We start from the raw sequence: 13,561 nt of genomic DNA, 5'->3' as shown, positions 1-13,561 counted from the left end.
AGTCAGGACCGACTGATGATCCCTCGCTACTCCCGGCCGGAAATGGTGGCCATCTGGTCGCCCGAAACCCGGTTCCGCATCTGGTTCGAGATCGAGGCCTACGCCTGCGACGCATTGGCCGAGCTCGGCGTCATCCCGAAGGAGGCCGCCAAGACCATTTGGGAGAAAGGCGGGGCGGCGAAATTCGATGTCGAAGCCATCGACGAGATCGAACGCGTCACCAAGCACGACGTCATCGCCTTTCTCACCCATCTTGCCGAATTCGTCGGGCCGGATGCCCGCTTCATCCATCAGGGCATGACATCCTCCGACGTTCTCGACACCTGTTTTGCCGTGCAGCTCACCCGGGCCAGCGACATCCTCCTGGCCGACATTGACGGGCTGCTTGCGGCGCTCAAGCGCCGCGCCTTCGAGCACAAGGATACGATTACCATCGGCCGCAGCCACGGCATCCATGCCGAGCCGACCACTTTCGGCGTCAAGCTGGCGCAGGCCTATGCCGAATTCTCGCGCTGCCGCGAGAGGCTGGTGCACGCACGCGAGGACATCGCCACCTGCGCCATCTCGGGTGCGGTCGGCACCTTCGCCAATATCGACCCCTATGTCGAAGAGTACGTGGCCAAGAAACTTGGGCTGAAGCCCGAGCCGGTGTCGACGCAGGTGATCCCGCGCGACCGCCATGCGATGTTCTTCGCCACGCTCGGCGTCATCGCCTCGTCGATCGAGCGGCTGGCGATCGAGATGCGCCATCTGCAGCGCACCGAGGTACTGGAGGCGGAGGAGTATTTTTCGCCCGGACAAAAGGGCTCGTCGGCGATGCCGCACAAGCGCAACCCGGTGCTGACCGAGAACCTCACCGGCCTTGCTCGCATGGTGCGCTCCTTCGCGCTGCCGGCAATGGAGAATGTGGCGCTGTGGCACGAGCGCGACATCTCGCACTCGTCGGTCGAGCGCATGATCGGGCCCGACGCGACGGTGACGCTCGATTTCGCGCTGTCACGGCTGACCAGCGTCATCGACAAACTGCTGGTCTACCCCGACAACATGCTGAAGAACATGAACAAGTTCCGCGGCCTCGTGCATTCGCAGCGCGTGCTGCTGGCGCTGACGCAAGCCGGCATTTCGCGTGAGGAAGCCTACCGGCTGGTGCAGCGCAATGCCATGAAGGTGTGGGAGCAAGGCGCTGATTTCCTTGAGGAACTTTTGGCCGACAAGGACGTTGTTGCAGCCCTGCCTGAGGCCGAGATCCGCGAGAAATTCGACTTGGGCTATCATACCAAGCATGTCGACACGATCTTCAGCCGAGTGTTCGGAGAAGCCTGATGATTTCGGCGGCCGGAGATTTCGATTTTCTTGCCCTGCCCGGCCGCGGCAATTCCGGACCGGATCATTGGATGTCGCATTGGTGCAGGGTGCTCCCCAATTCGAGCCGCGTGCTGCAGGCAGAGTGGGACCGGCCGAAGCCTGAAGACTGGATCGGCCAGGTGGATGCTGCGGTGGCCGCCGCACCGCGCCGCATCGTGCTGCTTGCACATTCGCTGGCAGTGGCGACGGCGGTGAAGTGGGCTTCCGGGGCCAGTCAAAGCCAGCTCGACAAGGTCGCGGCGGCGTTCCTGGTCGCCGCGACCAATGTCGAGGATACCGATCCCTCATTCGACGCGGTGCGCCCGTTCGCGCCGATGCCGCTGAAGCGCCTGCCCTTCCCGGCATTGGTGGTGGCGAGCCGCAGCGACCCGCGCGTCACCTTCGACAAGGCGACCGCTTTTGCCGCAGCCTGGGGCGCGGATATCGCCGATGCCGGCGATCTCGGCCATATGGGAAACGAGGCCCGCCTGGGCGTATGGCCAGCGGGCCTGCTGATGCTAGGACGCTTACTCGAGAAGGCTAACCTCTAGCCTACGCCTTACCGGGAACCGTCCTTATCACTGTGCCCCACGGATCCTCGCGGGTAGTGTCGCTCGCGGCATTGTCCGAACGCATCTCGACCCAGGCCAGGCCGGAGCGGGAGGGATCTCGGCGACCGGCACCCGGGCTCTGCCACGCATTTGCGCCAATGTGGTGATGATAGCCGCCGGACGACAGGAACACCGCCGCGCCACCATATTTTGCCACCGTGTCGAAACCGAACTCCTGGTGCCACCATGCTTCGGCTTCTTCCGGCCTGCCGACCCGCAAATGGACGTGGCCGATAATGCTGTTTTCCGGCGCGCCCTGCCAGCCGGTGTCGCCGGCCGGCACTTCGGCAACCACCGAAGGGATGTTCAGCCGCTCCGTCGCCATCGCGATCTTGTCGCCGTTCCATTTCCAGTCCTGCGGACGGCGGTCGGCATAGATCTCGATGCCGTTGCCTTCCGGGTCGGTCAGATAAAGCGCCTCGCTGACCAGATGATCGGACGCGCCCTCGATGCCAATCTTGCCGGCGATGGCGTGATTGATCCAGCGGCCGAGATCGGCCCGACTGGGTAGTAGGAAGGCGGTGTGGAAAAGACCGGCGCTGCGCGGGTCATCCGGTTTCGCAGCCGGATCCGCTTCGATGTCGAGCAAAGGACGATTGACTGCGCCGAGCGTGATCGTGCCGCCGGAGCGGCTCAGTTCCTGCAAACCGACGACTTTGCGATAGTAGGCAGCGAGATTTTCTGCATGGCGCGCCCGCAAGCCGACGCGGGCAACGCTGACCGGGGTCGTCGCGGCAAAAGGCAGTTCGCTCATCAAAGTGCTCCGTTCAGGCGGCGCTCGACAAGCTTCCAACAGAGGAACCCGGCGCCATCAATCATTCTACGCCGTGTCCGTGCCAAAATCTCGGAACAGCCATTCTTTCCTGGCGACAGATCGTCGATCGCGATCGTTCACACAAGAGCGCAAGAAGCGAACATGGTGTTCACAATAGCGAGCAGAACCGGGCTCGTGAGAGGCCGTTTGCGTGTCGCTGTTGAGTTTATACCCGGTTGCACCCGACAGCGCCTCTCGCTACATGCGCGCCATGAAAGTCAGGGAAGCAGATATTCTCATCGTGCCGGGCTACACCAATTCCGGCCCCGATCATTGGCAGAGCCGCTGGCAGTCGAAACTATCGACAGCGCGCCGCGTCGAACAGGCGGAATGGTCGAAGCCGGTGCGCGAGGATTGGACGGCCGGTGTCGCCAAGGCGGTTAACGAGGCCGAGCGGCCGGTCGTCATCGTCGCCCATTCGCTTGGCGTCGCCGCGGTCATCCAGGCCTTGTCTCGGTTCGAGCGGCCGGTCGCCGGCGCTTTTTTCGTGGCGCCGCCCGATGTCGCCAATCCAAAGATAAAGCCGAGGCACCTGATGACCTTCGGTCCCTATCCGCGTGACCCGCTGCCGTTTCCGTCGGTGGTGATCGCCAGCCGCAACGACCCGTTCTGCGCCTTCGGCGTCGCCGAGGACATTGCCGCGGCTTGGGGCTCGCTGTTCATCGACGCCGGCGATGCCGGCCATCTCAACGCGGATTCCGGCTTTGGCCCCTGGCCCGAAGGGTCGATGACGTTCGCGAAATTCCTGACGGATCTCTAGGAAGCGATTGAACCCCTGACGCTGCTCAGCAGGGTCTTTGCCCCAAGCGAAATCAGCGAATGCTCGGAACCCATCGCCAGCAGCCGGTAACCCATCGACACCACGCGACCGGCGATGGCCGGTTCCATCACATAGATCGCCGCATGCTTGCCGGCTTTGCGGGTGCGCTCGGCGATCGAGGCGACGGTCTCCATCATGCTCTCCAGCGTCGAACTGACGGTGGTTCCCTTCGACCAGGCGATCGAGAAATCCGACGGGCCGAGGAAGATCCCGTCGATACCCGGCGTGTCGAGAATGCCGTCGAGTGCATCAAGCGCGGCGCGCGTTTCGACCATGGCGAACGCCATGGTGCGCTGGTTACTGTCGCGCAGCCAGTCGGCATAATCGCCCTTGCCATGGCGCGGAAAGGCATAGGTCGGCCCCCAGGAGCGCTCGCCGAGTGGCGGGTATTTCATGGCGGCGGCAAACAGCTTTGCGTCCGCCACCGAATTCACCATCGGGGCGATCACAGCCTCGGCGCCGAAGTCGAGCGCGCGGCTGGCCATGTCGAAGCGGCCGACCGGGATGCGCACCAGCGCCGGCTTGTTGGCCGCCAGCACCGGCACAAGCCCGCGCAGCACGCTGTCCTCGTGATGGCCACCATGCTGCATGTCGAGCGTAACCGCGTCGAACCCTTGTCTGGCCAATATCTCGACAGTCAGGGCATCCGGCACGCCGGACCATGCGGTGAACAGCGTCTCGTCGGCCGCCAGGCGTGACTTCAGGGACATTGGTGATTTCCTCTTTGCTTGCAGCAATTCAGCCGGAAATGACCGCAAAGGCAAAGAAAAACCGCCCGGTTAGGCCGGGCGGTCGATTGGTCCAGCATTCGATCGATGTCGGTGGAAGGATCAGGTGTTCTTGATCTGCTCAATCGCCTGCGCCATCAATTCATCCATGGTGCGGCGGATCTGATGGTCCGACTGGTCGATGCCGGCTGCATCGAAATCCTTGCGTATCTTGCGGAAAACGTCGTGATCGCCGGCTTCCTCGATGTCGCTGACGACCACTTCCCTGGCATAGGCGTCGGCCTCGGCGCCTGACTTGCCGAGCTTTTCGGCAGCCCACAGGCCGAGCGCTCTGTTGCGGCGTGCCGCAGCCTTGAATCGAAGTTCCTCGTCGAATGCGAATTTGCGCTCAAAGCCCTCTTCGCGGTCTTTCATGCTGCTCATGGCATCCCTCCGTGAAATCCGATTCGTTGTGCCAATATGTGTTGCCGGAGCACAAACCAAAAGGGCGCCGGCCGGTCAATATGCTACATTGCTTGCTGCGCTGCGGCATTTCGGTCCCCGAAAGCGGTTGATTGAAAGGATTTGCCGATTGAGCAAACAGTGCGATTGGGATAGACACCGGCATTGAACCCCACCGTCGCCATCTTATTTTAGGCAGACGGACAGGAACTGGTCGCTTGCCGCCTGCCCGCAAATCCAGAGAAAAATCAGATGAAAAATCGCCGCCGCATTTATGAAGGCAAGGCCAAGATCCTTTATGAGGGACCGGAGCCTGGCACGCTGATCCAGTTCTTCAAGGACGACGCCACCGCTTTCAACAAGAAGAAGCATGAAATCGTCGATGGCAAAGGCGTGCTCAACAACCGCATTTCCGAGCACATCTTCAATCATCTCAACCGGATGGGCATTCCGACCCACTTCATCCGCCGGCTCAACATGCGCGAGCAGCTGATCAAGGAAGTCGAGATCATCCCGCTCGAAGTGGTGGTGCGCAACGTCGCCGCCGGCTCGCTGGCCAAGCGCTTGGGCATCGAGGAAGGCACCGTGCTGCCGCGCTCGATCATCGAATTCTATTACAAGGCCGATGCGCTCGACGATCCGATGGTATCGGAAGAGCACATCACCGCCTTCGGCTGGGCGAGCCCGCAGGAGATCGACGATGTCATGGCGCTGGCCATTCGCGTCAACGACTTCCTTTCCGGCCTGTTCATGGGCGTCGGGATCCAGCTCGTCGATTTCAAAATCGAATGCGGCCGCCTGTTCGAAGGCGATATGATGCGCATCGTCGTCGCCGACGAGATCTCGCCGGATTCCTGCCGGCTGTGGGACGTGGCGACCCAGGACAAACTCGACAAGGACCGCTTCCGCCGCGACATGGGCGGGCTCGTCGAAGCCTATCAGGAAGTTGCCCGCCGCCTCGGCATCATGAACGAGAACGAACCGCCGCGCCCTGCCGGACCGGTGCTCGTCGCATCGACCGACGGTGTCAAAGGCAAGCCGCACTGACGGCTTGCCCGCTCAACAGGTGAACAGGAGCATGTCCAGCGTGATCAAGGCCCGCATTACCGTAACCCTCAAGAACGGCGTGCTCGACCCACAAGGCAAGGCAATCGAGCATGCGCTTTCCGGAATGGGTTTCGGCGGCGTCGGCCAGGTGCGGCAAGGCAAGGTTTTCGATATCGAGCTTGCCGAGGGCGACAAGGCCAAGGCCGAGGCCGATCTGAAAGCTATGTGCGACAAGCTTCTGGCGAATACGGTGATTGAGAATTACGCGGTGGAGATCGGCTGAGCTTGTCGAAAGACATCCAGATATCGAAGTTCATGAGTCTTGTTTTACGCCATGCTCCCAATGAAGCGGGGCTGACTTTGGATGAGAACGGTTGGACTGATTTCAACAAACTTTGCGCGGCGATTCAGGCGAAGTTCGGCACATCCGCCGCCGAGGTTGTTCGGATCATCGACGAGAACCCGAAAAAGCGCTTTGCAATCGACGGTGATCGTGTCCGTGCGGTTCAAGGCCACAGTGTCGAGATTGATCTCGGCCTGTCGCCATCAATTCCTCCAACAGTCTTATATCACGGCACCAAGGAAGAGTTTCTCCCCAGCATCTTACGAGAAGGCTTGATCAGCCAGTCTCGGCAGCACGTTCATTTGTCAAAAGACATTGAAACAGCTGTGATCGTCGCACAGCGCCGCAAGGGGAGAAGTGTTATCCTGCGGATCGACTCGGAAAACATGGCCAAAAACGGCGCCTTATTTTTTCTTTCCGAAAATGGCGTCTGGCTGACCAGCCATGTTTTGCCGCGATATCTGTTCCAACTCAACGAGCATGAATTCTCATGAAATCAGCCGTCGTCCTGCTCCCCGGCCTTAATCGCGACCGTGACATGATCGCGGCGCTGACCAAGATTTCCGGCACGCCGCCGGTCACCGTCTGGCAGACCGACACTGAAATTCCCGACGTCGACCTGATCGCCATTCCCGGCGGCTTTTCCTTTGGCGATTATCTGCGCTGCGGCGCTATTGCCGCGCGCATGCCGGTAATGCGGGCTGTGGCCGAAAAGGCGGCCAAGGGCGTCACGGTCATCGGCGTCTGCAACGGCTTCCAGATCCTGGTCGAGGCCGGCCTGTTGCCGGGTGCATTGATGCGCAACACCTCGCTGAAATTCGTCTGCCGGCAAGTCAAGCTGCAGATCGCCAATGCCAACTCGATGTTCACCAGCCGCTATCAGCCGGGCCAGGTCATCCGCGCGCCGGTGGCGCATCATGACGGCAATTATTTTGCCGATGCCGAAACGCTGGCCCGCCTCGAAGGCGAAGGCCAGGTGGTGTTCCGCTACGCCGAAGGCACCAATCCCAACGGCTCGATCAACGACATTGCCGGCATCGTCAACGGCCGTGGCAATGTGCTCGGCCTGATGCCGCATCCCGAGAACCTGATTGAAGCGGCGCATGGCGGCAGCGACGGCCGGGCGCTGTTCGAAAGCGCGCTGGGCATCGCCGCTTGATGCATTCAATCTTCCTCCTGGAGCGACGGTCATGAAACTCTATTCGCGACCGCTGTCGCCCTATTCGTCGATCGTGCGGGCGCTGGCCTACATCAAGAACGTGCCGCTCAAGGTCATTGCACCGCCGCCTGGGTTTCCCATTCCCGAGGCATTCCGTGCCATCTCCCCGCTCAACCGGATTCCAGTGCTGATCACCGGCTCGGGCGAAACGATCGTCGAATCCGTGGTCATTGCCGAATATCTGGAGGAGCGCTTTCCCGAGCCAGCGCTGCTGCCCAAGGATTCGAAAGACCGGGCGTTGGTGCGCATGTTCGCCCGCATCACCGACCTTGACGTGCTCGCCCCAACGATGAAGCTGTTCGAGCTCTATTTCGTGCCGCAGCGCAACGAGGCGGAGATCAAGGCACAGTTCGCCCGATTGCATCACGGGCTTGCGGCAATCGAGGCCCGCATGGCGCATGGCCCGTTCGCGCTCGGCGACGACATCTCCTTCGCCGATGCGTGGCTGACGCCGACCCGCTTCGTCTTCAACAATTTCAGGGCGACGATCGGCCGCCCCGACCTGCTTGACGCCTATCCGAAATTCGATGCCTATGAGCAAATCGCCTTGCAGCATCCGGCGCTGTCGCGCGTCTGGGGTGAGATGACAGACGGTCTGAAGATCTTTCTGTCCGAACTCGAGATGGGCGCCGCTTGACCATGCGATTGACACTCGCCCGCCTCGCCGTCGCTACTGCCGCCGGGCTTGTACTCGCCTCATGCCAGTCAAGCCCGAAGAGCACGCCGGCGCCGGCGGGCAAGAGCGCGTCACTGCTTGCCATGGAGCAGGTGGCAATAGCTGCCCACAAATGCTGGATCGCCAGCAAGGACCCTGCCTTCAAATCCTATCAGATGGCCAACGAGCTGAATTCGTTCAGCGGCACGCCGCGCTTCCTGCTGGTGCCGGCCAAACATTATGGCGGAAAGCCGTTGCTGGTCGTGCAGGCGCAAGGCAATTCGAGCCGCGTCGACGTGTTCGGCCCATTGATGGCGGAACCGCTCGGCGGCCGCATCGGCTCGGACATTGCCCGCTGGCAGGCCGGCAATCCGGCCTGTGGCGCTGCTGCCTAGCCCAATGGGTCGCTTGCTGCAGATCACCGGTCTGGTCGTCGGCCTGGCCGGGCTCGTCCTGCAGCTCTGCATCACCGTCCCGGCATCAATGGAAGCCGGCCGCGGCTTTGTCGGCTCGCTGGTCTTCTATTTCAGCTTCTTCACCATCCTGACCAACATCGGCGCGGTGCTCGTCCATGCCTCGTTGCTGTCGTCGACGGGTTATGCCTGGTTTCCGGCCTTTGCCGGGCCACGGATAGGGGCGGGCGTAGCCGTCGCCATAAGCCTGGTCCTCATTATCTACGCCACGGTCCTGGCGCAGCTTTGGCAGCCGCAAGGGCTGTTCCTGCTCTGCGACGTGCTCCTGCACTATGTGACGCCGGTGGTGTTCGTGCTGTGGTGGCTTGTGGCGGGCGCCGACGGCTCGACGCGATGGCGTGACATCTCGTGGTGGATGATCTATCCGATCGCCTATCTGGCCTACGCGCTGCTGCGGGCGCCGATCGTCGGCGAAGTACCCTATCCATTCCTCGACGTCTCCAAACACGGGGCGGCCAGCGTCGCCGTCTCGGCTCTGGCCATCACCGGGCTTTTTCTGGTTCTGTGTATCGTGGCCGTGCTTGTGGACCACGGCGTATCGAGGCTCAGGGCGGCGGGCGTCCGCTAAAGTGCGGTGCCTCAACCCTCAGTCCCAGAACGGCCTGAGGCCCTCACGATGGGCATCACAACGCGTAATGCCTATGTCCTTGAGCTGGTCGTCGGTCATCTCGAGCAGGACCAGCCGGCTGCGCCGACGATCCATTAGCCTGCCAATCCATCTCGCGAAGGATCCGAGCGTACGCACCAGCCGACTAACATAGGTTGGCCGGCCTAACGGAGGCGCCACCTGCATCTGCAATTCAGCCCTAACGGGGCGGATTGTCTCTATTGTAGCCATTTTCTTTCTGCCAAAACTTCGGATTGTACCCTTCTCGCCGCCGATCTGATATGTATTGACTCACATCCTAGTGCAATGTAAAAAATTGTCACCATGACAACTTGGCTTCCAGATCTTACCGCGGGTACCGGCCCGCTCTATCAGCGGCTTGCCGATTCCATCGAGACGGACATCGACCGCGGCCTGATCGGTGCAGGGGCAAAGCTGCCGCCGCAGCGCGATCTGGCATACGACATCGGCACGACCGTCGGCACCGTCGGCAGGGCCTATCAATTGCTGCGCGAGCGGGGATTGGTCAGCGGCGAGGTGGGCCGCGGAACCTATGTTCTCGCTCAGCAGTCGGAAAGCGCAAAGCCGGATTTCCTGGAGCCGGTCGAACAAGGCACGCGCTATATGGATGCGCCCGGCGACAAGATGCGCTTCGATAGCACCGCCGCACCGGATGTCGGCCAGGGTGCCATCGTCGCCGATGTGTTGACACGCACGGCGCAAGACCATCCGCATGAGATTTCAAGCTACACGCGTGATTTCCCGGACCGCTGGTTCGAGGCCGGCAGGCGCTGGCTGTCGCGCAATTCCTATCGCCCGGCGGCGGATGCCATTGTCCCCACGCTCGGCACCCACGCCGCGGTGATGGCAACAATTGCGGGGCTCACCGCCCCCGGCGACTATGTCGTCTTCGAGCACCTCACCTATTCGCAGATCTCCCGCAGCGCCGGCCTGATCGGTCGCCGGACCGCACTGGTGGCGGCTGACGACGAGGGCATCGATCCCCAGGATTTCGAGCGCGTCTGCGCACAAAAGCACCCGAAGATGATGTTTTTGATGCCGACGGCCAAGAACCCGACGCTGACAACGCTGTCGGCATCGCGCCGCGAGGCAATCGCGCATGTCGCCCGTCAATATAACGTCGTCTTGATCGAGGACGATCTCTATGCCGGACTGACCGACGACCCGACGCCTTTACTGGCCGAATATGCTCCCGAACGGACCATCGTTGCCGGCGGCCTGTCGAAATCGGTCGCGGCGGGTGTTCGCGGCGGTTGGCTCGCTTGCCCGCCGGCCTATCGTCACCGCATCCGGGTTGCCCATAAGATGATGACGGGCGGCCTGCCCTTTCTGCTGGCGGAGGTGGGCAGCCGGCTGGTGTTGTCCGGTCAGGCCGCCGAGATGCGCAAGCGCAGCATTGCCGAGATCGGTGCGCGCATCGCGATCGTGCGCGAGACACTCGACGGCTTCGACTTCAAGGCGCTGGATAATGTGCCGTTCGTCTGGCTCACTTTGCCGGACCCATGGCTTTCCGGCACTTTCAAACAGGCTTGCCTCGAACATGGCGTGCTCATCGACGACGAGGACGAGTTCAAGGCGGGGCGTTCCGAACAGGCCTTTCACGGCGTGCGGTTTGGCATCTCGCAGCCGCGACAGCGGGACGATATTGCGCACGGCGTCGCTGTGATCCGGCGGCTTCTGGACGAAGGCCGCGCCGGCTACGACAGCTTTTCCTGAACCGGCTTGAAACCGGCGGGTCGAGTGGCGATCTTCCGCTACTTGCGGCAAGCTGTTGCTTTCCGTCGTTTTAGTCATCCGACGGGGTGTATCGGCTGCAAAGCTTGCGATAAGACGGGACTCGATCCCAAGGACACAAATTGCCGATCATGACCATTTCCAATTCCGTGCCGATCACTCCGGAACTCATTGCCGCGCACGGGCTGAAGCCCGACGAGTACCAACGCATCCTCGACCTGGTCGGGCGCGAGCCGAGCTTTACCGAACTCGGTATTTTTTCCGCGATGTGGAACGAGCATTGTTCCTACAAATCCTCGAAAAAATGGCTGCGTACGCTGCCGACCACCGGGCCGCAAGTCATCCAGGGCCCGGGCGAGAATGCCGGCGTGGTCGACATCGGCGACGGCGACTGCGTCGTCTTCAAGATGGAGAGCCATAACCATCCCTCATATATCGAGCCTTATCAGGGAGCGGCGACCGGCGTCGGCGGCATCCTGCGCGATGTCTTCACCATGGGCGCGCGGCCGATCGCGGCGATGAACGCGCTGCGCTTCGGTGCGCCGGATCATCCCAAAACCAGGCACCTCGTTGCCGGCGTCGTTTCCGGCGTCGGTGGCTATGGCAATTCCTTCGGCGTGCCGACGGTCGGCGGCGAGGTCAATTTCGACGCCCGCTACAATGGCAATATCCTGGTCAATGCGTTTGCCGCGGGCCTCGCGAAGACGGACGCAATCTTTTTGTCCGAGGCCAAGGGCGTCGGCCTGCCGGTCGTCTATCTCGGCGCCAAGACCGGTCGCGACGGCGTCGGCGGCGCCACCATGGCCTCGGCCGAATTCGACGACAAGATCGACGAGAAGCGGCCCACGGTCCAGGTTGGCGATCCCTTCACCGAAAAATGCCTGCTCGAAGCCTGCCTCGAACTGATGGCGTCCGGCGCCGTTATTGCCATCCAGGACATGGGTGCCGCTGGTCTCACCTGCTCGGCGGTCGAAATGGGCGCCAAGGGCGACCTCGGCATTGAGCTCGATCTCGACAAGGTGCCGGTGCGTGAAGAGCGCATGAGCGCTTATGAGATGATGCTTTCGGAGAGCCAGGAGCGCATGCTGATGGTGCTGCGCCCCGAAAAGGAAAAACAGGCCGAGGCGATCTTCCACAAATGGGGCCTCGACTTTGCCATCGTCGGCAAGACCACCGACGATCTGCGCTTCCGCGTGCTGCACCAGGGCGACGAGGTCGCCAACCTGCCGATCAAGGATCTCGGCGACCAGGCGCCGGAATATGACCGTCCCTGGGTCGAGCCGAAGAAGCCGGCGCCATTGGGCGCCGGCGATGCACCGCAAACCGATGTGGCCGAGGCTTTGCTGAAGCTGCTTGGCGGGCCGGACCTGTCCTCGCGCCGCTGGGTGTGGGAGCAGTACGACACGCTGATCCAAGGCAATTCGTTGCAGCTTCCCGGCGGCGATGCCGGCGTCGTGCGGATCGACGGTCATCCGACCAAGGCGCTCGCCTTCTCCTCCGACGTGACGCCGCGCTATTGCGAGGCCGACCCCTACGAGGGAGGCAAGCAGGCGGTGGCCGAATGCTGGCGCAATCTTACCGCCACCGGTGCCTTGCCGCTCGCGGCCACCGACAACCTTAATTTCGGCAATCCGGAACGGCCGGAGATCATGGGTCAGTTGGTCGGCGCGGTGAAAGGTATTGGCGATGCCTGCAGGGCGCTGGGCTTCCCGATCGTCTCCGGCAACGTCTCGCTCTACAATGAGACCAACGGCCAAGGCATACTGCCGACACCAACCATCGGCGGCGTCGGGCTGATTGCCGATTGGTCGAAAATGGTGCGGATCGGCTTTGCCGCCGAAGGCCAGATGATCGTGCTGGTCGGCGCACCGACCATGTGGGGCACGCATCTTGGCCAATCGGTCTATATGCGCGACATCCATGGCCGTGCCGACGGCCCGCCGCCGCCCGTCGATCTCGATCACGAAAAGCGCGTCGGTGACCATGTGCGGGCGCTGATTGCGTCGGGCGTCGTTACCGCGGCGCATGACGTTTCCGATGGCGGCATCGCGGTGGCGTTGGCCGAGATGGCGATGGCCTCCGGCATCGGCGCGACCATCCCCGGCCTGATCGGCACCGATCCGATCCCGGTCTGGTTCGGCGAGGATCAGGGCCGCTATCTGCTGACGCTGTCGATCGACCCGCAGAGCGAGGCGTGGGATGCCATTCGCGAACAGCAAAGCAAGCTCGGCATTTTTGCACCGTGGATCGGCTCGACCGGCGGCAGCGAACTGAAGCTGGGCGAGGCACGTGCGATACCGGTCAGTGAATTGACCGCTGCCCACGAATCCTGGTTCCCTCGCTTCATGGCAAATGAGGTCGTGGACCCGTGATGTGATCGAGTGGAGCCGTTTCACTGTGGTTCATCCGCCGTTTCGACCATATCTATGAGTTCACGACCTGAACAAGGAATCCTCGCATGGCAATGGACGCCCACGACATCGAACGGCTGATCAAGGAAGGCATTCCGGACGCCAAGGTGACGATTCGCGACCTGGCCGGCGATGGCGACCATTATGCGGCGGAGGTGGTGGCCGAAAGCTTTCGCGGCAAAAGCCGCGTCCAGCAGCACCAGATGGTCTATGACGCGCTGAAGGGCAACATGGGCGGCGTGCTGCACGCGCTTGCCCTGCAGACCAGCGTGCCGGACTAAACTCCCGTCCAG

Annotated in this window: 17 protein-coding genes; 13 read left to right on the top strand and 4 right to left on the bottom strand. The window is 62.1% G+C overall.

Annotated features, from left to right (window positions below; translation table 11 throughout):
• The first annotated feature begins 15 nt into the window (after nucleotides 1-15).
• Nucleotides 16-1,323 (top strand): adenylosuccinate lyase, encoded by a 1,308-nt coding sequence (gene purB / locus NKH29_RS12935; RefSeq protein ID WP_023717395.1) that lies wholly within the window; start codon nucleotides 16-18, stop codon nucleotides 1,321-1,323.
• Nucleotides 1,323-1,895 carry an RBBP9/YdeN family alpha/beta hydrolase gene (locus NKH29_RS12930; protein WP_023717394.1) on the top strand — a complete coding sequence of 191 codons (573 nt, stop codon included), beginning with the start codon at nucleotides 1,323-1,325 and terminating at the stop codon, nucleotides 1,893-1,895. Before purB ends, NKH29_RS12930 begins: the two co-directional genes overlap by 1 nt.
• 1 nt (nucleotide 1,896) lies before the next feature.
• Here the strand turns inward: NKH29_RS12930 and NKH29_RS12925 are convergent, their stop codons facing one another.
• A complete protein-coding gene (locus NKH29_RS12925; protein ID WP_023717393.1) occupies nucleotides 1,897-2,709 on the bottom strand; it encodes a VOC family protein in 813 nt (270 codons plus the stop codon).
• Between the two features lie 271 nt (nucleotides 2,710-2,980).
• On the opposite strand from NKH29_RS12925, the gene NKH29_RS12920 reads away from it, so the two are divergent.
• Entirely contained in the window at nucleotides 2,981-3,529 is a 549-nt protein-coding gene (locus NKH29_RS12920) for an RBBP9/YdeN family alpha/beta hydrolase (RefSeq protein ID WP_023717392.1), read from the top strand.
• Here the strand turns inward: NKH29_RS12920 and NKH29_RS12915 are convergent.
• Nucleotides 3,526-4,299, bottom strand: coding sequence for an HpcH/HpaI aldolase family protein (locus NKH29_RS12915; RefSeq protein WP_023717391.1), 774 nt, complete (start codon nucleotides 4,297-4,299; stop codon nucleotides 3,526-3,528). The two genes, NKH29_RS12920 and NKH29_RS12915, sit on opposite strands and share 4 nt — an antisense overlap.
• Before the next feature lie 120 nt (nucleotides 4,300-4,419).
• The gene (locus tag NKH29_RS12910) at nucleotides 4,420-4,740 is read right to left on the bottom strand and encodes a DUF1476 domain-containing protein (RefSeq protein ID WP_023717390.1); all 321 of its coding nucleotides are present in this window, start codon (nucleotides 4,738-4,740) and stop codon (nucleotides 4,420-4,422) included.
• Between the two features lie 270 nt (nucleotides 4,741-5,010).
• On the opposite strand from NKH29_RS12910, the gene purC reads away from it, so the two are divergent.
• Genes purC through NKH29_RS12875 form a run of 7 tightly spaced genes read left to right on the top strand, consistent with a single transcriptional unit; the run spans nucleotide 5,011 to nucleotide 9,063 of the window.
• Entirely contained in the window at nucleotides 5,011-5,805 is a 795-nt protein-coding gene (gene purC / locus NKH29_RS12905) for a phosphoribosylaminoimidazolesuccinocarboxamide synthase (RefSeq protein ID WP_023674725.1), read from the top strand.
• Nucleotides 5,806-5,845: 40 nt separating this feature from the next.
• Complete coding sequence (gene purS / locus NKH29_RS12900) at nucleotides 5,846-6,088, top strand: phosphoribosylformylglycinamidine synthase subunit PurS (protein WP_023717389.1); 243 nt, start codon at nucleotides 5,846-5,848, stop codon at nucleotides 6,086-6,088.
• On the top strand, nucleotides 6,085-6,642 hold the full coding sequence (locus NKH29_RS12895) for an RNA 2'-phosphotransferase (protein WP_352909353.1): 558 nt from the start codon (nucleotides 6,085-6,087) through the stop codon (nucleotides 6,640-6,642). The genes purS and NKH29_RS12895 overlap by 4 nt, the downstream gene beginning before the upstream one ends.
• Nucleotides 6,639-7,307 (top strand): phosphoribosylformylglycinamidine synthase subunit PurQ, encoded by a 669-nt coding sequence (gene purQ / locus NKH29_RS12890; RefSeq protein ID WP_352817470.1) that lies wholly within the window; start codon nucleotides 6,639-6,641, stop codon nucleotides 7,305-7,307. Before NKH29_RS12895 ends, purQ begins: the two co-directional genes overlap by 4 nt.
• Before the next feature lie 31 nt (nucleotides 7,308-7,338).
• Nucleotides 7,339-8,004: a glutathione S-transferase family protein gene (locus tag NKH29_RS12885; RefSeq protein WP_352477367.1), complete on the top strand. Its 666-nt coding sequence runs from the start codon at nucleotides 7,339-7,341 to the stop codon at nucleotides 8,002-8,004.
• Nucleotides 8,005-8,006: 2 nt separating this feature from the next.
• Nucleotides 8,007-8,417, top strand: coding sequence for a hypothetical protein (locus NKH29_RS12880; protein ID WP_023717385.1), 411 nt, complete (start codon nucleotides 8,007-8,009; stop codon nucleotides 8,415-8,417).
• Nucleotides 8,418-8,421: 4 nt separating this feature from the next.
• Nucleotides 8,422-9,063 carry a Pr6Pr family membrane protein gene (locus NKH29_RS12875; RefSeq protein ID WP_023717384.1) on the top strand — a complete coding sequence of 214 codons (642 nt, stop codon included), beginning with the start codon at nucleotides 8,422-8,424 and terminating at the stop codon, nucleotides 9,061-9,063.
• Between the two features lie 18 nt (nucleotides 9,064-9,081).
• Here NKH29_RS12875 and NKH29_RS12870 read toward each other — a convergent pair whose 3' ends face one another.
• Nucleotides 9,082-9,288, bottom strand: a complete 207-nt coding sequence (locus tag NKH29_RS12870) for a DUF1127 domain-containing protein (RefSeq protein WP_353022699.1) — start codon at nucleotides 9,286-9,288, stop codon at nucleotides 9,082-9,084.
• 138 nt (nucleotides 9,289-9,426) lie between these two features.
• On the opposite strand from NKH29_RS12870, the gene NKH29_RS12865 reads away from it, so the two are divergent.
• The 3 genes from NKH29_RS12865 (at nucleotide 9,427) to NKH29_RS12855 (ending at nucleotide 13,549) form a co-directional block, all read left to right on the top strand.
• The gene (locus tag NKH29_RS12865; RefSeq protein WP_352999698.1) at nucleotides 9,427-10,839 is read left to right on the top strand and encodes an aminotransferase-like domain-containing protein; all 1,413 of its coding nucleotides are present in this window, start codon (nucleotides 9,427-9,429) and stop codon (nucleotides 10,837-10,839) included.
• Between the two features lie 149 nt (nucleotides 10,840-10,988).
• Nucleotides 10,989-13,229 (top strand): phosphoribosylformylglycinamidine synthase subunit PurL, encoded by a 2,241-nt coding sequence (gene purL, locus NKH29_RS12860; protein WP_023717381.1) that lies wholly within the window; start codon nucleotides 10,989-10,991, stop codon nucleotides 13,227-13,229.
• An 86-nt stretch (nucleotides 13,230-13,315) separates the two neighbouring features.
• On the top strand, nucleotides 13,316-13,549 hold the full coding sequence (locus NKH29_RS12855) for a BolA/IbaG family iron-sulfur metabolism protein (RefSeq protein WP_023674714.1): 234 nt from the start codon (nucleotides 13,316-13,318) through the stop codon (nucleotides 13,547-13,549).
• The last annotated feature ends 12 nt before the right edge of the window (nucleotides 13,550-13,561 follow it).

It is taken from the genome of Mesorhizobium sp. M1295 (assembly GCF_040318135.1).
Taxonomy (GTDB): domain Bacteria; phylum Pseudomonadota; class Alphaproteobacteria; order Rhizobiales; family Rhizobiaceae; genus Mesorhizobium.
Note: the sequence above shows the minus strand (reverse complement) of the source record. Positions and strands in the feature narration are given on the sequence as shown.

Coding starts and splice junctions, on each gene's coding strand:
- purB (WP_023717395.1), top strand. CDS start 16: ATGATCCCTCGCTACTCCCGGCCGGAAATGGTGGCCATCTGGTCGCCC.
- NKH29_RS12930 (WP_023717394.1), top strand. CDS start 1,323: ATGATTTCGGCGGCCGGAGATTTCGATTTTCTTGCCCTGCCCGGCCGC.
- NKH29_RS12925 (WP_023717393.1), bottom strand. CDS start 2,709: ATGAGCGAACTGCCTTTTGCCGCGACGACCCCGGTCAGCGTTGCCCGC.
- NKH29_RS12920 (WP_023717392.1), top strand. CDS start 2,981: ATGAAAGTCAGGGAAGCAGATATTCTCATCGTGCCGGGCTACACCAAT.
- NKH29_RS12915 (WP_023717391.1), bottom strand. CDS start 4,299: ATGTCCCTGAAGTCACGCCTGGCGGCCGACGAGACGCTGTTCACCGCA.
- NKH29_RS12910 (WP_023717390.1), bottom strand. CDS start 4,740: ATGAGCAGCATGAAAGACCGCGAAGAGGGCTTTGAGCGCAAATTCGCA.
- purC (WP_023674725.1), top strand. CDS start 5,011: ATGAAAAATCGCCGCCGCATTTATGAAGGCAAGGCCAAGATCCTTTAT.
- purQ (WP_352817470.1), top strand. CDS start 6,639: ATGAAATCAGCCGTCGTCCTGCTCCCCGGCCTTAATCGCGACCGTGAC.
- NKH29_RS12885 (WP_352477367.1), top strand. CDS start 7,339: ATGAAACTCTATTCGCGACCGCTGTCGCCCTATTCGTCGATCGTGCGG.
- NKH29_RS12880 (WP_023717385.1), top strand. CDS start 8,007: ATGCGATTGACACTCGCCCGCCTCGCCGTCGCTACTGCCGCCGGGCTT.
- NKH29_RS12875 (WP_023717384.1), top strand. CDS start 8,422: ATGGGTCGCTTGCTGCAGATCACCGGTCTGGTCGTCGGCCTGGCCGGG.
- NKH29_RS12870 (WP_353022699.1), bottom strand. CDS start 9,288: ATGCAGGTGGCGCCTCCGTTAGGCCGGCCAACCTATGTTAGTCGGCTG.
- NKH29_RS12865 (WP_352999698.1), top strand. CDS start 9,427: ATGACAACTTGGCTTCCAGATCTTACCGCGGGTACCGGCCCGCTCTAT.
- purL (WP_023717381.1), top strand. CDS start 10,989: ATGACCATTTCCAATTCCGTGCCGATCACTCCGGAACTCATTGCCGCG.
- NKH29_RS12855 (WP_023674714.1), top strand. CDS start 13,316: ATGGCAATGGACGCCCACGACATCGAACGGCTGATCAAGGAAGGCATT.